General features: G+C 71.3%; 22 protein-coding genes. 7 read left to right on the top strand and 15 right to left on the bottom strand.

What is annotated here, in order from left to right:
- Positions 1 to 26: 26 nt before the first annotated feature.
- The 4 genes from gatB to gatC are packed head-to-tail and all read right to left on the bottom strand — an operon-like array spanning position 27 to position 3,500.
- The gene (gene gatB / locus ACZ7CH_RS28695; protein ID WP_360391276.1) at positions 27 to 1,529 is read right to left on the bottom strand and encodes an Asp-tRNA(Asn)/Glu-tRNA(Gln) amidotransferase subunit GatB; all 1,503 of its coding nucleotides are present in this window, start codon (positions 1,527 to 1,529) and stop codon (positions 27 to 29) included.
- The gene (locus ACZ7CH_RS28690; protein ID WP_245733102.1) at positions 1,526 to 1,723 is read right to left on the bottom strand and encodes a hypothetical protein; all 198 of its coding nucleotides are present in this window, start codon (positions 1,721 to 1,723) and stop codon (positions 1,526 to 1,528) included. Before ACZ7CH_RS28690 ends, gatB begins: the two co-directional genes overlap by 4 nt.
- Positions 1,720 to 3,204 (bottom strand): Asp-tRNA(Asn)/Glu-tRNA(Gln) amidotransferase subunit GatA, encoded by a 1,485-nt coding sequence (gatA, locus tag ACZ7CH_RS28685; RefSeq protein WP_470375387.1) that lies wholly within the window; start codon positions 3,202 to 3,204, stop codon positions 1,720 to 1,722. The genes ACZ7CH_RS28690 and gatA overlap by 4 nt, the downstream gene beginning before the upstream one ends.
- Complete coding sequence (gene gatC / locus ACZ7CH_RS28680; protein WP_360391282.1) at positions 3,201 to 3,500, bottom strand: Asp-tRNA(Asn)/Glu-tRNA(Gln) amidotransferase subunit GatC; 300 nt, start codon at positions 3,498 to 3,500, stop codon at positions 3,201 to 3,203. The genes gatA and gatC overlap by 4 nt, the downstream gene beginning before the upstream one ends.
- Before the next feature lie 218 nt (positions 3,501 to 3,718).
- Here gatC and ACZ7CH_RS28675 point away from each other — a divergent pair, with 218 nt between their 5' ends.
- The gene (locus ACZ7CH_RS28675; protein WP_360391517.1) at positions 3,719 to 4,372 is read left to right on the top strand and encodes an ACT domain-containing protein; all 654 of its coding nucleotides are present in this window, start codon (positions 3,719 to 3,721) and stop codon (positions 4,370 to 4,372) included.
- Positions 4,373 to 4,376: 4 nt separating this feature from the next.
- On the opposite strand, the gene ACZ7CH_RS28670 is transcribed toward ACZ7CH_RS28675, so the two are convergent.
- Positions 4,377 to 5,066, bottom strand: a complete 690-nt coding sequence (locus tag ACZ7CH_RS28670; protein ID WP_458430559.1) for a 3-keto-5-aminohexanoate cleavage protein — start codon at positions 5,064 to 5,066, stop codon at positions 4,377 to 4,379.
- Between the two features lie 142 nt (positions 5,067 to 5,208).
- Here ACZ7CH_RS28670 and ACZ7CH_RS28665 point away from each other — a divergent pair, with 142 nt between their 5' ends.
- Both ACZ7CH_RS28665 and ACZ7CH_RS28660 read left to right on the top strand, forming a co-directional pair.
- On the top strand, positions 5,209 to 5,433 hold the full coding sequence (locus ACZ7CH_RS28665; protein ID WP_360391291.1) for a hypothetical protein: 225 nt from the start codon (positions 5,209 to 5,211) through the stop codon (positions 5,431 to 5,433).
- 155 nt (positions 5,434 to 5,588) lie between these two features.
- Complete coding sequence (locus ACZ7CH_RS28660) at positions 5,589 to 6,041, top strand: SWIM zinc finger family protein (protein WP_360391294.1); 453 nt, start codon at positions 5,589 to 5,591, stop codon at positions 6,039 to 6,041.
- 16 nt (positions 6,042 to 6,057) lie between these two features.
- Here the strand turns inward: ACZ7CH_RS28660 and ACZ7CH_RS28655 are convergent, their stop codons facing one another.
- The 5 genes from ACZ7CH_RS28655 to ACZ7CH_RS28635 all read right to left on the bottom strand — a co-directional run bounded on the left by ACZ7CH_RS28655 (position 6,058) and on the right by ACZ7CH_RS28635 (position 10,507).
- Complete coding sequence (locus ACZ7CH_RS28655) at positions 6,058 to 6,585, bottom strand: hypothetical protein (RefSeq protein WP_470375386.1); 528 nt, start codon at positions 6,583 to 6,585, stop codon at positions 6,058 to 6,060.
- A 64-nt stretch (positions 6,586 to 6,649) separates the two neighbouring features.
- Entirely contained in the window at positions 6,650 to 7,147 is a 498-nt protein-coding gene (locus ACZ7CH_RS28650) for a GNAT family N-acetyltransferase (protein WP_360391300.1), read from the bottom strand.
- Positions 7,147 to 9,249: an NAD-dependent DNA ligase LigA gene (gene ligA / locus ACZ7CH_RS28645; protein ID WP_470375385.1), complete on the bottom strand. Its 2,103-nt coding sequence runs from the start codon at positions 9,247 to 9,249 to the stop codon at positions 7,147 to 7,149. Before ligA ends, ACZ7CH_RS28650 begins: the two co-directional genes overlap by 1 nt.
- Positions 9,250 to 9,290: 41 nt before the next feature.
- Entirely contained in the window at positions 9,291 to 9,944 is a 654-nt protein-coding gene (locus ACZ7CH_RS28640; RefSeq protein ID WP_360391303.1) for a hypothetical protein, read from the bottom strand.
- Between the two features lie 5 nt (positions 9,945 to 9,949).
- Positions 9,950 to 10,507: a YdeI/OmpD-associated family protein gene (locus ACZ7CH_RS28635; RefSeq protein WP_470370820.1), complete on the bottom strand. Its 558-nt coding sequence runs from the start codon at positions 10,505 to 10,507 to the stop codon at positions 9,950 to 9,952.
- Positions 10,508 to 10,585: 78 nt separating this feature from the next.
- On the opposite strand from ACZ7CH_RS28635, the gene ACZ7CH_RS28630 reads away from it, so the two are divergent.
- Complete coding sequence (locus ACZ7CH_RS28630) at positions 10,586 to 11,065, top strand: GNAT family N-acetyltransferase (RefSeq protein ID WP_360391309.1); 480 nt, start codon at positions 10,586 to 10,588, stop codon at positions 11,063 to 11,065.
- On the opposite strand, the gene ACZ7CH_RS28625 is transcribed toward ACZ7CH_RS28630, so the two are convergent.
- From ACZ7CH_RS28625 to ACZ7CH_RS28615, 3 genes are all read right to left on the bottom strand, one after another.
- Positions 11,052 to 12,185 (bottom strand): PLL family lectin, encoded by a 1,134-nt coding sequence (locus ACZ7CH_RS28625; RefSeq protein WP_470375384.1) that lies wholly within the window; start codon positions 12,183 to 12,185, stop codon positions 11,052 to 11,054. The two genes, ACZ7CH_RS28630 and ACZ7CH_RS28625, sit on opposite strands and share 14 nt — an antisense overlap.
- A 51-nt stretch (positions 12,186 to 12,236) precedes the next feature.
- Complete coding sequence (locus ACZ7CH_RS28620; protein WP_470370822.1) at positions 12,237 to 14,090, bottom strand: glycoside hydrolase family 9 protein; 1,854 nt, start codon at positions 14,088 to 14,090, stop codon at positions 12,237 to 12,239.
- 90 nt (positions 14,091 to 14,180) lie between these two features.
- Positions 14,181 to 15,188, bottom strand: a complete 1,008-nt coding sequence (locus tag ACZ7CH_RS28615; RefSeq protein ID WP_470375499.1) for a methionine synthase — start codon at positions 15,186 to 15,188, stop codon at positions 14,181 to 14,183.
- Positions 15,189 to 15,569: 381 nt separating this feature from the next.
- Between ACZ7CH_RS28615 and paaI the strand changes: the two genes are divergently transcribed.
- A complete protein-coding gene (gene paaI, locus ACZ7CH_RS28610) occupies positions 15,570 to 15,965 on the top strand; it encodes a hydroxyphenylacetyl-CoA thioesterase PaaI (RefSeq protein ID WP_360391321.1) in 396 nt (131 codons plus the stop codon).
- Here the strand turns inward: paaI and ACZ7CH_RS28605 are convergent.
- A complete protein-coding gene (locus ACZ7CH_RS28605) occupies positions 15,895 to 16,293 on the bottom strand; it encodes a hypothetical protein (protein WP_470370823.1) in 399 nt (132 codons plus the stop codon). The genes paaI and ACZ7CH_RS28605 overlap by 71 nt on opposite strands.
- Positions 16,294 to 16,331: 38 nt before the next feature.
- Positions 16,332 to 17,474: a hypothetical protein gene (locus ACZ7CH_RS28600; protein WP_470375383.1), complete on the bottom strand. Its 1,143-nt coding sequence runs from the start codon at positions 17,472 to 17,474 to the stop codon at positions 16,332 to 16,334.
- A gap of 36 nt (positions 17,475 to 17,510) precedes the next feature.
- Between ACZ7CH_RS28600 and ACZ7CH_RS28595 the strand changes: the two genes are divergently transcribed.
- Together ACZ7CH_RS28595 and ACZ7CH_RS28590 are read left to right on the top strand one after the other, a co-directional pair.
- Complete coding sequence (locus tag ACZ7CH_RS28595) at positions 17,511 to 18,014, top strand: DUF6584 family protein (protein ID WP_360391330.1); 504 nt, start codon at positions 17,511 to 17,513, stop codon at positions 18,012 to 18,014.
- Positions 18,011 to 18,865, top strand: coding sequence for a serine/threonine dehydratase (locus ACZ7CH_RS28590; protein ID WP_360391333.1), 855 nt, complete (start codon positions 18,011 to 18,013; stop codon positions 18,863 to 18,865). Before ACZ7CH_RS28595 ends, ACZ7CH_RS28590 begins: the two co-directional genes overlap by 4 nt.
- Positions 18,866 to 19,109: the final 244 nt, after the last annotated feature.

Raw genomic sequence — 19,109 nt, 5'->3', positions numbered from 1 at the left:
GCCGTTCTGAACGCAGCGTCACAACCTCAGCTGCACCGGGCGATGATGATCTCGCGCACGCGTGCCGCGTCGGCCTGGCCCTTGGTGGCCTTCATGACCGCGCCGACGATCGCACCGGCGGCCTGGACCTTGCCGTCGCGGATCTTCTGCGCCACGTCCGGCTGAGCCGCGAGGGCCTCGTCGACGGCCTTCTCCAGCGCCGAGTCGTCCGAGACGACCTTGAGGCCGCGCTTCTCGACGACCTCGTCCGGGGAGCCTTCGCCCTCCAGCACGCCGTTGACGGCCTCGCGGGCGAGCTTGTTGGTCAGCGCGCCCGTGTTGACCAGCTCGATCACGCGCGCCACGTCGGCGGGCGTGATGGGCAGGCCGGACAGCTCGACGCCGCGGGTGTTGGCCTGCTGCGCGAGGTAGGACACCCACCAGGAGCGGGCCTCGTCCGGCTTGGCGCCGGCGACGACGGTGGCTTCGATGAGATCCAGCGCACCGGCGTTGACCAGGTCGCGGAGGACCTCGTCAGTGAGGTTCCAGTCCTTCTGGATGCGCGCGCGGCGCTCCCAGGGCAGCTCCGGCAGGGTGCCGCGGAGCTCCTCGACCCACTCGCGCGACGGCGCGATCGGGACCAGGTCGGGCTCCGGGAAGTAGCGGTAGTCCTCCGCCGTCTCCTTCTTGCGGCCCGGCGAGGTGCTGCCGGAGGACTCGTCGAAGTGACGGGTCTCCTGGGTCACCTCACCGCCGGACGCGAGCACCGCGGCCTGGCGCGTCATCTCGAAGCGGACGGCGCGCTCGACGCTGCGCAGCGAGTTGACGTTCTTGGTCTCGGTGCGGGTGCCCAGCGCGCCGGTGGTCTTCGGCGACAGGGACACGTTCGCGTCGCAGCGCAGCGAGCCCTGGTCCATGCGGACGTCGGACACGTCGAGCGCCTTGAGCAGGTCGCGCAGCGCGGTGACGTACGCGCGGGCCACCTCGGGGGCGCGGCGGCCGGTGCCCGGGATCATCTTCGTGACGATCTCGATCAGCGGCACGCCGGCGCGGTTGTAGTCGAGCAGCGAGTGCTCGGCGCCGTGGATGCGACCGGTGGCGCCGCCGACGTGCAGCGACTTGCCGGTGTCCTCCTCCATGTGCGCGCGCTCGATCTCGACGCGGATGACCTCGCCGTCGTCGAGCGTCACGTCGAGCCAGCCGTTGAACGCGATCGGCTCGTCGTACTGCGACGTCTGGAAGTTCTTCGGCATGTCCGGGTAGAAGTAGTTCTTCCGGGCGAACCGGCACCACTCGGCGATCTCGCAGTTCAGCGCGAGGCCGATGCGCATCGCCGACTCGATCGCCTTGGCGTTCACCACCGGCAGCGCGCCCGGCAGACCGAGGCACGTCGGGCAGGTGTTGGTGTTCGGCTCGCCGCCGAAGACGTTGGCGCAGCCGCAGAACATCTTCGTGTTGGTGTGCAGCTCGACGTGCACTTCCAGGCCCAGGACGGGGTCGTACTTCTCGACGACCTCGTCGTAGTCCATCAGCTCAACGAGAGAGGTCATGCCAGCTCGTCCTTCCGCAGAGCGCGTGCCGCGAGCGCCGCACCGGTGACCGCCACGACGATGCTGGCGACCGCGTTGGCCAGCATCAGCTTGTCGTTCTTCGCGCGGGCGTTGCGGAAGCCGGAGAACGCTCCCACCGCACCCGCGACGGCACCGGCGAGACCCAGCAGGCCCCTTGCCTTCTTGATGTTCACAGCGACGGCCCTCCAAACGCGCCGCGCGCCAGCTCGTACGCGGCGGCCACGCGGTACATGCGGTGGTCCTGCAACGCCGGCGCCATGAGCTGCAGACCGACCGGCAGACCGTCCTCATCGGACAGACCGCTCGGCACGCTCATCGCCGGCGTGCCCGCGAGGTTCGCGGGGATGGTGCAGAGGTCGGCCTTGTACATGGCCATCGGGTCGTCCGCGCGCTCACCGATCTTGAACGCCGTGGTCGGCGTGGTCGGGGAGATCAGGACGTCGAAGTTCTCGAACGCCTTCGCGAAGTCCTGCGTGATCAGCGTGCGGACCTTCTGCGCCGAGCCGTAGTAGGCGTCGTAGTAGCCCGACGACAGCGCGTAGGTGCCGATCATGATGCGGCGCTTGACCTCGGGGCCGAAGCCGGCCTCGCGGGTCAGCGACATGACCTCCTCGGTGCTGCGCGTGCCGTCGTCGCCGACGCGCAGGCCGTAGCGCATGGCGTCGAACCGGGCGAGGTTCGACGAGCACTCGCTCGGCGCGATGAGGTAGTAGGCGGGCAGCGCGTAGTCGAAGCTCGGGCACGACACGTCCGAGACCTCCGCGCCGAGCTCCTTGAGCTGCGACACGGCGGCCTCGAAGCTGCGCAGCACGCCCTGCTGGTAGCCCTCGCCGCTGAACTGCGTGACGACGCCGATGCGCAGGCCCGACAGGTCACCGGACAGGCCCTCGCGGGCCGCGGCGACCACCGGCGGCACCGGCGCGTTGATGGACGTGGAGTCCATGTGGTCGTAGCCGGCGATGACCTCGTGCAGCAGCGCGGCGTCGAGCACCGTGCGCGCACACGGACCGGCCTGGTCCAGCGACGACGAGAACGCGACGAGGCCGTAGCGGGACACGCCGCCGTAGGTCGGCTTCACGCCCACGGTGCCGGTGACCGCGCCGGGCTGGCGGATCGAGCCACCGGTGTCGGTGCCGATCGCGAGCGGCGCCTGGAACGCGGCGAGCGACGCCGAGGAGCCACCGCCGGAACCACCGGGGATGCGGTCGAGGTCCCACGGGTTGTGCGTGGGGCCGTACGCCGAGTTCTCGGTCGACGAACCCATGGCGAACTCGTCCATGTTCGTCTTGCCGAGGATGACGACGCCGGCTTCCTTGAGCTTGCGCGTCACCGTCGCGTCGTACGGCGGCAGCCAGCCTTCGAGGATCTTCGAGCCGACCGTGGTCGGAATCCCCTCGGTGGTCATGACGTCCTTGAGCGCGAGCGGCACACCGGCGAGCGGCGAGACGGTCTTGCCCGCCTTGACGTCCTCGTCGACCTTGCGGGCCTGCGCGAGCGCGCCCTCGGTGTCGACGTGCAGGAAGGCGTTGACCTTCCCGTCGGTCTCGGCGATGCGGTCCAGGTGGGCCTGCGTGACCTCGACCGAGGAGACCTCGCCGCTGTGGATCTTCGCGGCGAGCTCGGCCGCGGTGGCGCGGATCAGGTCGTTGGTCATGCTTCCTCACCCAGGATGCGGGGCACGCGGAACCGGCCGTCCTCGGCGTCAGGAGCGCCAGAAAGCGCCTGCTGCTGACCGAGGCTCGGACGGACCACGTCCTCGCGGAAGACGTTGGTCAGCGGAACGGCGTGCGACGTCGGCGGGATGTCGGCCGTGGCGATGTCGCCCACCGTGGCCACCGACTGGAGGATCACGTCGAGCTGGCCTGCGAAGAGGTCGAGCTCTTCGTCGGTGACGGCCAGCCTGGCGAGCTTCGCCAGGTGCGCGACCTCGTCGCGGGAGATGCTGGGCACTCCTGTCAACCCCCGTAGGGTCGGGATTCGAATCGGGAACCCCGTGAGTCTATGGGCTGGTCAGCAGCGTCTTCGAACGGGTTGCCGAGCGACCGCTCAACTTAACCGTTCCGCAACGCGGACAGCAGGTCATGCGTTGAGGATGCGTCTGCGAGAATCACCGACCGGCAACGGCGCGGGACGCGGGGTCCCGCGCACGAGCTATGGAGGCGTTCACCTTGTCGTTCCTGATCCGGGTCCAGCTCCCGGACCGTCCCGGCACCCTCGGCGCGGTCGCAACGGCACTGGGGGAGATCGGGGCGGACATACTCAGCGTGGACGTCGTGGAGCGCGGCTCCGGTCTCGCGATCGACGACCTCGTGGTGGAGCTGCCGTCGGGGCGCCTGCCGGACACGCTGATCACCGCGGCCGAGTCCGTCGAGGGCGTCGAGGTCGACGCCGTGCGGCCGTACGCGGGCATCCTCGACACCCACCGCGAGCTGGAGCTCGTGGAAGAGATCGCCGAGGAGCCGCACAAGGGCCTCGAGGTCTTCACCGAGGGCGTCCCGAAGATCATCCGCGCCGGCTGGGCCGTCGTGGTCGGCCCGGAGGGCACCGGCATCAACCGGCTGACGTCGTCGTCGGCGGCGCCGGAGACCCGGATGGCGAACGTGCCGTGGTTCCCGCTGGAGCGCGCGACCGTGCTCGACGGCGAGGAGGAGTGGGTGCCGGAGACCTGGCGCGAGCTGGGCACGGAGCTGGCCGCCACGCCGCTGGGCAAGCCGGACCGGGTGCTGGTCGTCGGCCGTCCCGGTGGTCCCATGTTCCGCGCGGCCGAGGTGGCGCGCCTCGCGCACCTGGCCGGCATCGTCGCGGTCGTGCTGCCGGACTGAGCCGCTACTGCGGCGCCTTGGTCCGCAGCGTCCTCCTGGCCAGGGCGACCAGCTCGACGTTGTTCCTGGCCGGGCGCCCGTCGGGCAGCGCGAGCGTGTCCGCGAGACCCATGCGGGTGCTGTGCTCCAGCCTGCCCGCGCGGTCGAGCACCGGCCACGCCTCGTCGTCCACGCCGTGCAGCAGGATCGGCCGCTGGAGCGGTTCGAGCAGGGCCAGCAGCTCCCCCGCGTTCGCACGGGTCGCGGTGACGCGCAGCCGGGCGACCCGGTCGACGGTCGTGAGCAGCCGCGCGGCGCCCACGCCGTCGACGACCAGCTCGACGGCGACGTTGACGTTGTGCAACGCCTCCACGACCTCCTGCCAGCCCGGCCGGCCGACCCGCACCGAGGCGATGTCCGGCCGCCCGGTCGCGAGCGGCGCCCAGCTGCCGATCACCGCGGCCCGCGGCCCGTCCACGTCGGTCGACACCCCGATCTCGATGCCGGGCACCGCCGCCCTGACCGTGGCGATGGTGGTGGCCACCTCGGGCCCGACGAGCGTGAGCGCGCCGATGACGTCCCTCGGGTGGATGTGCACGGACGTGACACCGAGCGCGGCGACGTCGGCGGCGTCCTCGGCCAGGCGCTCGGGGGTCAACGGCAGGGCCGGGTGCTCCTGCGCGGTGCGGGAGCCGTTCAGACAGGCTTGCAGCACAGGTCAACGGTCCCACACAACGCCGGTCACCGCGTTGCGCCGATGGGTGCCGTCCCGGGGTGGTGCTCGCCCGGCGGAAACGCCGGAGGCGCCCCAGAATCTGCCGTGGTCGAACCCTTTCCGCAGACGGAGGTGACGGATCATGGCAATCACGGTCAACCTCGACATGCTCCTCGACAAGGCCTGCGAGAACCTGCCGCTGTCCGAGATCCTCGACGCGCCCGTCGACGCGTTGCAGGGCGTGAGCGCGGGGGACGCGGAGAAGCTGAAGGCCGCCTTCAACATCAAGACCGTGCGAGACCTGGGCACGAACAAGTACTTCCGCGCCGCCGTCACGTTGCTCGACCTGGAGACGACGGCCCGGTAGGGCTGCGGGTGGTGGGCGTCCTGGCCGCCTCGGCGAGCGTGCGGGCGGTCGCCTCGGCGGCCGTGCGCTCGCTCACCGGCCGCTCTCGGCGGGGTGGGGTGGACTGATCGCGATCATGTTGATCCTCGCTGCGGTCACCCGGTTGGATGACCCCCGTGTCGACGACCCTCACCACCGAGCTGCTGTTGCACCGCGCGGGCACCAAGTCGTACTGGCGTGGTCTGACCTACCGCGATGCCGTGCGCGCGTTGCGGGTGCACAGCAGGCACGTGACGGCGCTCGTGCGGGGCAGCGAGGACGCGCTGTACTCGGTGGAGCTGTCGTGGGCGCAGACGCACCTGGCGGGCACGTGCACCTGCCCGCACGGGTCCGAGGGGTTCTTCTGCAAGCACTGCGTGGCCGTGGGGCTGGTGCTGCTGGAGCGCGGGGAGACCGTGCCGCCGCCGGACGCGGAGGACGTGGAGCTGCGCGACCGGCTGAGATCGCTGTCGCCGGACGCGTTGCGGGAGCTGTTGTACGAGCAGGCGGCCGCGGACCTGGCGTTGCGGTCGCGGATCATGAAGGCGAAGAAGGACGTGGAGCGGGCGCCGGGTCAGCCGGTGGCGTAGCGCTTGCCGGGCACGTCTAGTCGGTGCAGGTCACCGCCTGGGGTTCGGGCAGCAGGCCGCAGGCCTCGGAGTGCTCGACCGCCACGCCGGCGAGCACCCAGTCGCCGTTCTCGCGCCGCACGGTCAGGTGGTGGAGCAGGCCGTAGCCGGTGGCCGGCACGGTGCCAGGGCGGTCGAAGTGCAGCTCGCCAGCCTCCCGCACGTGCGCCACCACCAGGTCGCGATGCTGCACGTCGAAGCGGGTCACCTCGGTCCGCACCACCGCGGACCGGTAGCGGGTGCGCCGGTGCGACCACGAGGTGCGCGCGGCCGCCAACTCCTCCTCGTGCGTGCGCAGCTCGGCGGCCAGCGCCGGGGTGAGCGGGACGCCGAAGCCGGGTGTCTGCGGGCCGGTCGTCACCTTCTGGGCGCGGTTCTCCAGGTAGCGCTGGGCCAGCGCGGCGATCCCGTCCCGGTCGTGGCCGGGCAGCTCCAGCGGGGTGGCCGAGGCGGCGGTGGCCAGGGTCGTCAGCGCGGCCAGTGCGAGCAGCGGTGCGGCTCTCATCGTTCGCGAACCCCCATTCGCGGTCGGTCACCGGTGGACGCGTGCGCGGGGCACCGGGTTGCGCTCACAACGGCAGGACGTAGGCGAGGAGCTTCAGGCCCGGCAACGGGGACCAGTCGCGGTCCGGCAGCCGGGTGAACCCGAGCCGCTCGTACAGGCGGTGCGCCGCCCGCATCTTCTCCGACGACGACAGCACCACCCGCTCGGCGCCCAGGGTGCGGGCGCGGTCCAGCACCGCCCGCACCAGGGCCTCGCCCACACCGCGGCCGCGCGCCGCGGCGGCCACGGACAGCATGCGGAACTCGGTCTCGCCCGGTTCGGAGATCTCCGCGAACGGGCTGCCGGGCAGCACCACGGTGACCGAGCCCAGCACCTCGCCGCCGGAGGGGTCCACCGCGACCAGCAGCTCGGCGTCGCGGGACCGGGCCGCCGCGTCGGCGAGGTGCGCGACGTAGTCGTCGCCCTCGTCGACGAAGCCGTCGGCCTGGTAGGCCTCGACGGTGAGCGCGCCCACGACGGGCAGGTCGGCCGCGGTGGCCGGGCGGATGAGCAGCTGGGTCATCAAGCCTCCTCTTCGGGGTTGACGGCGACCTCCCGCGCGGCGTCGGGTCCGGAGTCGAGCAGCACCCGGAAACCGGACTCGTCGAGCACCGGCACCTTCAGGGAGACGGCCTTGTCGTACTTCGATCCTGGCGAGTCGCCGACCACGACGAAAGAGGTCTTCTTCGACACCGACCCGGCCGCCTTGCCGCCGCGGGCGAGGATCGCCTCCTTCGCCGAGTCGCGGGAGAACTCCGCCAGCGACCCGGTGACCACGATGGACAGCCCCTCCAGGTTGCGGGCGATGGACTCGTCGCGCTCGTCCTCCATCCGCACGCCCGCGGCCGCCCAGCGGCGCACGACCTCCTGGCGCCACCCGGTATCCCGCCACTCCACGACGGCGGCGGCGATGGTCGGGCCCACGCCCTCGGCGCCGGCCAGCACCTCCTCGTCCGCGGCGACGATCGCGGCCATCGACCCGAACTCCTGCGCCAGCGCGCGGGCCGCGGTCGGGCCGACGTGGCGGATCGACAGCGCGACCAGCACCCTCCACAGCGGACGCGACTTCGCCGCCTCCAGGTTGTCGAGCAGCTTCACCGCGTTCGCGGACAGCTCGCCCTTGACCGTGACGAACCGCTCGACCTGCCGCAGCGACTCGGCGTCGAGGTCGAACAGGTCGGCCTCGTTGGTGTAGGCGGTCGACTCGGTGATCGCCGCGGCGGCCTCGTACCCGAGCACCTCGACGTCGAGCGCCGCGCGGGAGGCGAGGTGGGCGAGCCGTTCGCGCAGCTGGCCGGGGCACGTCCGGGCGTTGGGACAGCGGATGTCGACGTCGCCCTCCTTCATCGGGCGCAGCTCGGCGTTGCACTCGGGGCAGCGGGCCGGCATCACGAACTCGCGCGCGTCGGCGGGGCGCGCGGCCAGCACCGGGCCGAGCACCTCCGGGATCACGTCGCCGGCCTTGCGGATGACGATCCGGTCGCCGATCAGCACGCCCTTGCGCTTGACCTCCGACGCGTTGTGCAGCGTGGCGCGCGCGACCGTCGAGCCGGCCACCTTCACCGGTTCCATCACCGCGAACGGCGTGACGCGGCCGGTGCGCCCGACCTGGACCTGGATGTCCAGCAGCGTCGTCGTGGCCTCCTCCGGCGGGTACTTGTACGCGATCGCCCACCGCGGGGCCCGTGACGTGGTGCCCAGGCGGCGTTGCAGCGCGACCTCGTCGACCTTCACCACCACGCCGTCGATCTCGTGGACCGCGTCGTGCCGGTGCTCGCCCCAGTGCTCGACGTGCTCGGCCACCTGCGCCGGGTCGGTCAGGACCCTGGTGTGCGGGGAGACCGGCAGGCCCCACGCCCCCAGCGCCTCGTAGGCGAGCGACTGCCGGTCGGCCGAGAAGCCCTCGGTCTTGCCGATGCCGTGGCAGATCATCCGCAGCCGGCGCGACGCGGTGACCTTGGGGTCCTTCTGCCGCAACGACCCCGCCGCGGTGTTGCGCGGGTTCGCGAACGGCGGCTTGCCCTGCTCGACCAGCGCGGCGTTGAGCGCCAGGAAGTCCTCGACCGCGAAGAACACCTCGCCGCGGACCTCCACCAGGTCCGGCACCGGGTACTCGCCCGTGCCCCGCAGGGTCTGCGGCACGTCCGCGATGGTGCGGACGTTCAGCGTGACGTCTTCACCGGTGCGGCCGTCGCCCCTCGTCAGCGCGCGGGTGAGCTTGCCCTTCTCGTAGAGCAGGTTGATCGCGAGACCGTCGATCTTCAGCTCGCACAGGAAGTGCGTGCCCGCGCCCGTCTCCCGCTCGACGCGCTTGAACCACTCGGCCAGCTCGTCCTGCGCGAACACGTTGTCCAGGCTGAGCATCCGCTCCAGGTGGTCGACCGCGCGGAACTCCGTGGAGAACGTGCCGCCGACCCGCTGCGTGGGCGAGTCCGGAGTGGCCAGACCGGGGTGCTCGGCTTCGAGCGCCTCCAGCTCCTTCAGCAGCGCGTCGAACTCACCGTCGGTGACGATCGGGTCGTCCAGCACGTAGTAGCGGAACTGGTGCGAGCGCACCTCTTCCGCGAGCACGGCGTGCCGTTCGCGGATCTCGGCCGGAACGTCTTCAAGGCTCTCGCTGGTCACGTCCGCAAGCTTAGTGACCAGGTCCGACAATTCCGGAGGGCTCAGCCGCCGGACGCACCGGCGAGTGTCCGGACGAGTGAACGCAGCTCCAGCAGGCTGATCGTGCCCTCCGGTTCCAGCTGGGCCGTCTCGACGCGGCGCAGCCGCTCCCCCGCCAGCCGCTCGCCGAGAGTGACGTCCAGCGGCAGGAACGTCATCGTCTGCCGCTGGTGGTCGGAGAGGTCCTTCAGCGCCGGGTGGTACACGGCGACGTCGACGACCTCGCCGTCGACCTGCGCCACGATCCGGAAGTCGCCGAGCCGCATCCGCACCTCACCGAGGTTGACCACGACCTCGGTTGGGTCGGGCACCGGCGGCACCGAGTCGTGGAACTCCCACACCATGTCCGAGGGCGGCGCGGCGGCGATCCACGCGTCGGTGTACGGGCGCAGCCGCGGGTCCTCCTGGCCGGTGACCACCAGCGCGTACATCGCCAGGTGGCCCTGTTCGAGGCTGAACACGAGGTCCGGGTGCAGTCCCTCGACCAGCGCGCGCAGGTCGTCCTCGACGCGGTGCGGTTCGCCGTCGCCCAGCGCCGCGCTCACCACCGGCACCAGCTCGAACCACTGCTCCCAGAACCGCTGGGCGGCCTCCCCGGCGTTCGGCAGGTGGGCTGGCGCGACCTCTTCGGCCTTGCGACGGCGGAACCACTTCATGATTCTCAAGCGTAGAGCTTGCGCCCCTCGGCCAGCATGCCGACGAACTGCGCGATGCGGCGCTGCCGGGTCTCCTGCCGCTTGGCGTCGTGCACGCGCAGCAGGATCGCGTACCGGTTCTGGCTGTTGAGGGTCTCGAAGAACGCGGCGGCCTCCGGGTTGGCGTCGAGCGCCGCCCTGAGGTCGGCCGGCACCTCGATCGTCGCGGGTCCCGCGTAGGCGGCCTCCCAGCGGCCGTCCGCCTTGGCCTTCTCGACCTCGGCCAGCCCGGCCGGCAGCATCCGCCCTGCTGCGACGAGCTCCTCGACCTTGCCGCAGTTGCGCTTGGACCACTTGCTGCGCGGCTTGCGCGGTGTCCAGCGCTGCGAGTAGTACGTGTCGTCGACCGACCGCACCAGCCCGTCGATCCACCCGTGGCACAGCGCGACGTCCAGCGCCTCGTCGTAGGTGATCGTCCGCAGCCCGGACCCCTTCTTGGCGTACTTGATCCACAACTCGGTCTCGGTGGCGCCGTTGTCGTGCAGCCACCGGTCGAACTCGTCCGGACCTTCGAAGATGATCAACGCACCCTCCCCTCAGCACTCCCCGCGTCCCCGAATTATGAGTGGCGTCGCGCGCGTTGTCCGGACAAAGTGCGCGTCATGCTGATCCGCCGGGAAACGCCCGCAGACATCGACGCCATCCGCGACGTCACGAACCTCGCGTTCAAGAACGGCCCCGAGGCACCGCTGATCGACTGGTTGCGCGCCGACCCCGGCTGGATACCGGAGCTGTCGCTGGTCGCGGACGGCGTGCTCGGTCACGTCGTGTGCACCCGCGGGTACGTCGGCGACACGCCCGCGCTCGGGCTGGGGCCGATCGCGGTGCACCCGGACCACCAGCGTTCCGGCATCGGGAAGGCGTTGGTGCACGCGGTGCTCGGGGCTGCGGAGGCCCGCGGTGAGAAGGCCGTGATCTTGCTCGGCGATCCGCGCTACTACTCGCGGTTCGGCTTCCGGCCGGCCGCGGAGTTCGGCATCACGCCACCGGTCGCCGAGTGGGCGCCGCACTTCCAGGCCCGGTTGTTCGCGCCGGTGGAGCCGGGTCCGTTCCGGTACGCGGAGCCGTTCAACCGACTTTGAGCACGGTCCCGTCGGCCTTGCGCGCGTAGACCGCACCGTCGGGCAGCGCGGCCACGGTGTCGATGAAACGGCCGTCGCCCAACGGTTCCCACGTGGGTCCGAGGCGGTGCACGCGGCCGTCGAGCAGCGTGTAGGCGGCGATCGTCCCGTCCGGACGGAGCACGACCTCGGGGCTGCCGGTGAGCCCGCCGGCGATCTCCCGCCACACACCGGCCGTGTGCGCCATCAACGCGCTGCCGGACCGCACGTACACCGTGACGGACCCGTCCGGGTGCACGACCGCCGACGGCTTGCCCGCCGCGAACCCGGCCGCGCTCAACGGAATCGATCCCGCCTGGCCCCCCTCCGGGGGGTCCGAAGCCCCCACTCCCATCGTCGCAGGGAGGTCTGACAGTTTCGCGACGCTGCCGTCGGCCAGGACCGCGAACACCGCCACCGAACCGTCGGGGAGCAGCACGGCTTCGGGGTCGCCCGCCACGCCGGACGCGAGCGGGCGCCAGGTGCCGTTCAGCACCATGACCTCGCCGCGGACCGTGCGCGCGTAGACCAGCTTCCCGGCCACCGAAGGGCGCCCGACGAAGTCCGCGGTCGTGCTCAGCTGCTGCGGCCCCGCCCAGACGTCGCCGTCGTCGACCACGTACACGACGTCGGTCACCTCGGGCCCGCCCTGCCACGCCTGCCGCAGCATCGAGGTGGCCCGGTCCACCGCCAGGTCGTAGCGCTCCGGGCAGCACGACCGCTGCACCGCGTCGGCCAGCAACCCCGGCGTGAGGTCCGGCCGGTCCAGCCGCACGGCGGCCTGGAAGAACCGCGTCGCCGCGTAGGTGACGTCCATGATCTGCTCGGGCGTGCCCCAGCCCATCGACGGGCGCTGCTGGAACACGCCCAGTGAGTCGGCGTCACCGCAGTCGAGGTTGTGCATGTGCGACTCGACCCAGCCGGCCTCGAAGCCCGCGAGCATCACCTTGTCGCTGACCCGCAGCGCGAGACCGGCCGCGTGCACCTCGCGGACGACCTCCGGGTCGTGCACCGCGGGCACCCTGCACTCGGTGTTCAACGGCAGTGCGTGAGCGGGAACGCCCACGAGGAGCAGCACGACGACCAGCGCGAGCCTGAGCACAGTCCGAATTGGACACCCAGGCCCGCGCCGCCGCCACTCAGCCGTGCCCCATCACCCGTGCGCGATCAGCGAGAAGCCCAGCACGCCCGTCGCCGTGAAGTCGATGGCCGGCTCGGAGCTCGGCCACGACCGCAGGTCATCGGCGAACACGGACTTCGCGGAGTCGAACTCCCGGGTGTACGGCTTGGTGCAGTCCACGGAGCCCGGCGGCATCTCGCCGAGGTCGCCGAACAGGGAGGCGTCGTTCGGTCCGTTGATCACGGCGCCGACCAGCACCTTCGCGCCGCCGTTCGGCGAGCCGGAGAGGTTGGCCGCCTGGTGGTGCGGGCACTCGGGGAACTTCGCGCCGACACCGACGATCAGCGAGGTGCCCCAGGCGTTGGTGCCGAGCGCGAACCCGCGCTGCTGCGTGCCGAACGTCTGGTACCTCGTGTCACCGGTCAGCTTCCGGTAGAGCGCGGCCGTGGTGATGAAGCCGAACGTGCGCGAGCCGACGTCCCAGGTCTCGACGTTCGCGGCGGTGCGGAACGGTGAGTTCTTGGCCGCGTCGGCGCCCTGCTGCAGCTGGCGCCGCAGGTCCCCCACGACCTGGGCCTCGGTCACCTCGGCACCGTGGACGCCCGCCTTCAGCAGCTTCGCGAGGTCGGCGTGGGCGAGCGCGGAGATGTTGTAGACGTTCAACGTGTCCGGGTCGTTCGTCGCGAGGAACTCCTTGGCCCAGTGCGTGGCGGCCTTCGCGAACTGCTGGTACCGCTTGTCGTTCAACGCCTTCGCGGCCAGCGCGAGCTGGGTGGCGCCGAACTCCAGGTCGTCGGTCCACGACGGTTCCGGGTAGTAGGCGTGCGGGAACGCCGTGACGAGCTGCCCGACGTCCTCGGTCTTGGCGAGCGAGAACAGCCGCGCGGCCTTGTCCAGGTGCGCGCGGGCCAGGCGCGGGTTCTTGCGGGCCTCGACCTGCGCGGCCAGCGCGAACGAGCCGGCCACCCGGCCGACCAGGTTGGGGCTGATCTTCTCGCCGGCGGCGTTCGCGCGGAAGACGGGGCGGTACTTGATGAAGTACTCGCTGTCGCCGGGCTTCACGTCGAGCCTGTCGTCGGCCTCGGGGAGCCGCCACACGTCGTGGTCGCCGACGAAGCCGAACTCCGCGGAGCCGGTCCCGATGCCCACCTGGGCGTAGAGGGTGCCGGTCTGCTCGTCCCAGGCCTTGTCGAGCCACCTGAGCCCGAACTCGGCCTCTTCGTACAGCGCGTCGTCGTGCTTGTTGCGCAACGCGAGCAGCATCGACGCCGTGGAGTACGACGAGGCGTGGGTGAACTTCACGAAGTCGCCCGCGTCGAACCAGCCGCCTTCGAGGTCGACCTTGGCGCCGGTGGGCTGCAACGGCGCCGCGATCTGGTCACCGCCCTCGCCCGCGAACACCGGCTCCTCGTAGACGAGCGCCTCGCGGTCGGTGAGGTGCGCGGGCTTGCGGTTCAGCCGGCCGGGGACGACGTCGGCACCGTCGCGCTGGGCCTGGAAGAACTCGACGGTGTTGCGGGCGACCGGCGCGAACAGCCGGTTCAGCGAGTCGACCCGGAACGCCGCGGAGGTCGCCGAGCCGACCTTGACCCGGTACGTCCCCGCTTTTCGCACGCCGGAGAGGTCGATCGGGTGCACGGCCGGGAACTTCGCGCTCCACGCCCCGGTCGAGGCACCCGTCCGCCCGGTCAGCACGGTCCGGCCGCGGCTGTCGACCACGGAGAACCGCGCGTTCGCGGCACCACCGAGCACGTAGGCGTGTTTCGCCTCGGCGGTGCCGAACCCGACCTGGTCGAGCCTGATGTGGGAGGCGGGGGCCGCCTCGGCAGGTGCCACGACCACACCGGTGAGCACTGCGGCGACGAGCGCCGCACGTCTGATGCGCATGTTCGGAACTCCCGATCCAGGCCCGGCGGTGGCCTACGGTTAAGAAAGTTTCCTAATAGTTCGCAGCAGACTAGCTCCACAAACCGGACATCACCAGCCCTCAGGTGGCTCCACGAACGCCGAGGAGAGGTCCCGCGTCAGGGCGAGCGAGCGCTTGACCCACCCGGACGTGGCACCGGCCAGGCCGCACGTCGGCGTCGGCAGCGCCTTCTCCGCGAGGACCGACCGCGGGAAGCCCAGCCGGTCGGCCAGCGTGAACGCCCGCTGTCCGACGTCCTTCAACGTCACCGGCGTGCCGGGGTCGGTGCTCGGCACCAGCCCGAGCGCGAGCGTCGTGCCCGCCTCCCAGGTCTCGCCGATCTCGTCGAGCGCCGCGGCACCCTTGACCAGGGTCAGGTCGAACGCGATGGCCGCCGCGCCCGCCTCCCGCAGCAGCGTCAGCGGCGGCTGCGGCGCACAGCAGTGGACGAGCACCTCGTGGCCGTCGAGCGCCTCGATGACGGTGGCGAGCACCGCGCGCGCGTCCGGACCGGGCACCGCGGGCACCGTCCCGAGCTTCGACGGGGTCGGCAGCAGCCCCTCCAGCACGGCGGGCAGGCCGGGTTCGTCGAGCTGCACCACGACCTTCGCACCGGTGCGCCTGGCGACCTCGGCCGCGTGCCGACGCAGGCCTTCCGCCAGCGACTCGGCGAACTCCTTCACGGCGCCGCGGTCCGTGAGCACCCGATGCCCGCGCATCAGCTCGATGTTCGACATCAGCGTCCACGGCCCCGCCGCCTGCACCTTGACCGTGTCCGGGCTCGCACCCGCGCGTTCCAGCGCCTCGTCGAACGCGTCCAGGTCACCGCGCAGCAGGTCGACGGCACGGCGGTGGTCACGGCCGGGCCGCGGCGTCACCCGGTAGCCGGACGTGATCACCTCGATCGCGAGGTCGACGAGCAGGCCGGCGGTGCGGCCGATCACGTCCGCGCCCACTCCCCGCGCAGGCAGCTCCGGCACGTGCGGCAGTTCCGGCAGCTCGCCGACGACCACCCGCGCCGCCTCGTCGATGTCGGTTCCGGGCAGCGATCCGATTCCAGTTGCTCCGCGCACCGGCAGATTGTTCCACTGTCCTGCGGACAGAAGAGGTCTAGACCCATTGACGCCATGGTCTAGGCCACTTACCGTGATTGAGCAGGTGCCGAGCGTGCGAGCACCTCCCCGCACGTGGTGTGGGAGCGCGACGCGCCCCGCGTTCCCGCACCACTCCCCATCCGGCGACGGCGAGGGCCGGCGCGGAGTTCACCGCGCCGGCCCTCGTTCGTCCTGTCCGAGCCTCCTAACAGCTGCTGCAGCACCCGCAGCCCGGACCCGTGCACCCGCCGCAGCAAGAGCATCCACCCATGATGACCACCTCCGTTTTGAGCGATCAAGCATTCGGACAGTAAGGCCGGGTCGACGCGGGGTGACACCACCGCCAGGGTGATTACGCTGCCACGAATGAATGGTCCTGCTGAGATGCTGGCCGCGGACAAGGCCTCCACCGCCCTGGGCATCACGCCGGTCGAGCTGCGCGACGGGTACGCGGTGCTGCGGATGACGGTGACCGAGCTGATGCTGAACGGGCACGGCATCGCGCACGGCGGTTACGTCTTCCTGCTGGCCGACTCGGCGTTCGCGTGCGCCTGCAACAGGGCCGGGTCCGTCACCGTCGCCGCCACGGCCGAGATCGACTTCATCCGGCCGGTGCACGCGGGCGACGAGCTCGTGGCGGAGGCGGTGGAACGGACCCGGTTCGGCCGCAGCGGGATCTACGACATCACGGTCAGGCGAGGGTCCGAGGTCGTGGCTGAGTTCCGGGGCCGGTCCCGGACGTTGCGCGCCGCAGACCGATGAGCTGCAGCACCGCGAACCCGAGCACCGCGAGGCCCTGGGCGAGCACCAGCGCGACGCCGAGACCGGTCAGCGGGAACCACTCCAGCTCCGCGGTGAGAATGCTGTCGAGCGCCCACACCGCGTTTCCGATGATGACCAGCAGCACGATCCGGCGGTCCGGGACGGCGCGCGTTCCGAGGAAGAACACGCCCGCGCCGTAAACGACGCAGAAAGCACCGAGCCCGATCTGCCAGCCCACCGGCATTCCCACCTCCGGGCGGATCAGGAGGGTCAGCAGGCCCAGGCCGAACGAAGCGACACCGTCGAGTTTCAAGGCGAATTTCAACATGGCCCGACCGTGGCCCGGTGATCACTGCCAGGACCACGTCAAGCGCTGCCGACTCCTGCCACCAGGTCCGCCGCGACCAGCCGGGCGGCCGCGTTCTGCCAGTTGTGGAGGGTGCGCTCGGGCACCTGTGTCACGAACCACTGCAGCGCGCGGCGGTCCTCGGCGTCGAGGTCCTCGCGCTTGGTGCGGACCGAGTACGGCCGGATTCCCTTGACGTAGTAGAAGTACAGGGCGTTGTAATAACGCCATTCGTCGCTCGTGCCGAAATCGCCGTCCGCGGGCTTGAGCCGTTGGATGCTCGTCAGCAACATGGATTTCAGCTGTGCCGCGCGGTCGAGCGGCGGTGCTTCCTCGGTCAGCGCGATCAACGGGCTCGCGACGAGCTTTCCGAGGTCGCCGTAATGGCTGAGCGCCCTGCGGGTCAGCCGCGCGAACTCGGCCTCGTCCTCGGTCACCAGCGGGCGTTGCCTGGGCAGCGCCTCGGCCGCGTCGCGGAGTTCGGCGCGTTCGGCGGCGACGGCGGGCACGGCGAGGCGGTCGACGGCGGCGGCGAGCGGGTTCGCCAGCACCTGGACCGCGATGGCGGCGGCGACCGTCGTGCAGGCGAGGAGCTGCGGGCCGTCGAAGAGCAGCACCTGCGAACCGAACAGGACGGCGGTGAAACCGGAGATCACCAGCGAGCGCAGCATGTCGGCGCGGATCGCCTGCCCTTCCTCGACCGCGTCCGTGACGGCGACGAGCACGCCGAACAGCAGCACGTCGAGTCCGATCGCCGGCAACGCGACCGCGGTGGGTACCCAGTCGAGCAGGAACGCCGCCGCTGAGAGCGCGAACATCACCCCAACGAGTGAAAAATAGGCACGCTTCCCCGCCGCCAGCGCAGTCGCCGCGGCCAGCGGGAGCAGCACGACCCACGGCAGCCACAGCGCCGCGGCGAAGACCGGCACCACCGCGAAGATCCACCAGCGGACGAGCTCCGGCCGTGCCAGCACCAGGATCGCCCCAGTCCACGCGAGTGCGGGCACGCCCAACAGCACAGGATGAGGCATGACGACGAGTGCCGCACATCCGACGAGACCGGCGCCGGACCACCACAGCACGGGCTTGGCGGGATCGCGGGCGAGCAGGTAGAGGCCGAGCCACCACGCGAGGCCGGACACCACGAGCGACAGGACGAACACGGGTCAAAGCTAGCCGCGCCTGCGAAACTACTCGGCATGCCGGTAGAGCTGACGCTCAACAAAGCGGCCGAGGAGCTGCGGCGCGGCGACCTCGCGAACGTGCTCCGCGCACGTCAACGCCTCGCGGGACTCGTCGGCACCTACCCCCACCGGCTCGACCTGCGCGACCGCCTCGCCGAGGCGTACCGCGTGCTCGGCCAGCCCGCGCAGGCCGGTCGCTGGACGTACCTCTCCGACGACCGCGACCCCGAGGAAACCCTGGCGTTCGAACGCGCCTACCGCCGCGCGCAGGTCCGCCTCGTCGCGCTGAACTGGGCCGGCCGTGTGGAGGAGGCCCCGACCGAGGCCGCTCGCACCCGCCTCGCGTCGCTGTACCTGGAGGCGCGCGTCGAGCTGCAGCACGAGCTCGACGCGACCCCGCGGGAGGAGACGTCCTGGGGCGCCTGCCTGCTCGTGATGGCCGGTGGGACGTTCGTCATCGTGTGTTTCCTGCTGGGAATCGTGACTCTGGCGCAGTTCTTGTGGAAGCTGGTCACATGAGAACGCTTTCTGACCACGTGCGCCGCACCCCGGTCCTGCGCACCGCTGTGGACGGTCGCCCGGTGGTGTTCAAGCTGGAGCACCTCCAGCTCACCGGTTCGTTCAAGGTCCGCGGCGCGGTCAACAAGCTCCTCACCCTGTCCGGCGTGGACGAGGTCGTCACCGCCTCCGGCGGCAACCACGGCATCGCCGTCGCCCAGGCCGCGCACCTGCTCGGCATGCACGCCACCGTCTTCGTGCCGATGACCGCCCCCGAGGCGAAGACCCGCCGCATCGAGGCGTTGGGCGCCAAGCTGATCCGCCACGGCACCACCTACGCCGAGGCCGCAGCCGCAGCCCGCGACCTCGGCCCGCTCTACGTCGAGGCCTACAACGACCCGGTCGTCATCGAGGGACAGTCCACGGTGACCCGCGAGATCGTCGAGGACGTGCCCGAGGTGGACACGATCGCGATCGCCTCGGGCGGCGGCGGCCTGATCGCCGGCGCCGCACTGGCCTCTGGCGGTCGCTTGATCGTGAACGTCGAGCCGTCCGGCTGCTGCGCCGTGCACCGCGGCCTCGAAGCCGGTGAGCCCGTGGACGGTCCGGTGGACTCCGTTGCGGCGTCGGCACTCGGGGCGACGCAGGTGGGCACGGTGCCGCTGGAGGTGTTGCAGCGCCACAACGTCACGTCGGTGCTCGTGTCCGACGCGGAGCTGCTGGCTGCGCGGGATCGGCTGTGGGAGGAGTTCCGGTTGGCGGTGGAGCCGGCTGGGGCGGTGGCGTTTGCGGGGTTCCTCAAGGGGGAGGTTCCTGGGGAGCTTCCGTGTGTGCTCCTGTGTGGAGCGAACTCGGAGTGGTTGCCGGGCTGAGCGCGGGCGGGCTGGTCGCCGCTGGCCGAGCGCGGCTGGGCTGAGCGCGGGTGGCTGAGCGAGGACGGGCTGAGCGCCAGCGGGCGAACGCGGCTGGCCGAGCGCAGGTGAGCTGAGCGCGGGCGGGTCGGTGGTCAGCCAGGTGACCACCGCGCAGGCCGACTACCAGGGCCGACCACCGCCAGGGCGGTCACCGCCAGGGCGGTCACCGCTGGGGCGGTCACCGCTGGGGCGGTCACCGCTG

The sequence above is a fragment of the Lentzea sp. NPDC037011 genome (genome assembly GCF_055607425.1).
Note: the sequence above shows the minus strand (reverse complement) of the source record. Positions and strands in the feature narration are given on the sequence as shown.

Bases quoted from the DNA above. Each gene is read 5' to 3' on its own strand.
- gatA (WP_470375387.1), bottom strand. From the start codon at position 3,204: ATGACCAACGACCTGATCCGCGCCACCGCGGCCGAGCTCGCCGCGAAG.
- ACZ7CH_RS28630 (WP_360391309.1), top strand. From the start codon at position 10,586: ATGCTGATCCGCCGGGAAACGCCCGCAGACATCGACGCCATCCGCGAC.
- gatB (WP_360391276.1), bottom strand. From the start codon at position 1,529: ATGACCTCTCTCGTTGAGCTGATGGACTACGACGAGGTCGTCGAGAAG.
- ACZ7CH_RS28640 (WP_360391303.1), bottom strand. From the start codon at position 9,944: ATGAAGTGGTTCCGCCGTCGCAAGGCCGAAGAGGTCGCGCCAGCCCAC.
- ACZ7CH_RS28595 (WP_360391330.1), top strand. From the start codon at position 17,511: ATGCCGGTAGAGCTGACGCTCAACAAAGCGGCCGAGGAGCTGCGGCGC.
- ACZ7CH_RS28650 (WP_360391300.1), bottom strand. From the start codon at position 7,147: ATGACCCAGCTGCTCATCCGCCCGGCCACCGCGGCCGACCTGCCCGTC.
- paaI (WP_360391321.1), top strand. From the start codon at position 15,570: ATGAATGGTCCTGCTGAGATGCTGGCCGCGGACAAGGCCTCCACCGCC.
- ACZ7CH_RS28665 (WP_360391291.1), top strand. From the start codon at position 5,209: ATGGCAATCACGGTCAACCTCGACATGCTCCTCGACAAGGCCTGCGAG.
- ACZ7CH_RS28605 (WP_470370823.1), bottom strand. From the start codon at position 16,293: ATGTTGAAATTCGCCTTGAAACTCGACGGTGTCGCTTCGTTCGGCCTG.
- ACZ7CH_RS28655 (WP_470375386.1), bottom strand. From the start codon at position 6,585: ATGAGAGCCGCACCGCTGCTCGCACTGGCCGCGCTGACGACCCTGGCC.
- ACZ7CH_RS28590 (WP_360391333.1), top strand. From the start codon at position 18,011: ATGAGAACGCTTTCTGACCACGTGCGCCGCACCCCGGTCCTGCGCACC.
- ACZ7CH_RS28620 (WP_470370822.1), bottom strand. From the start codon at position 14,090: ATGCGCATCAGACGTGCGGCGCTCGTCGCCGCAGTGCTCACCGGTGTG.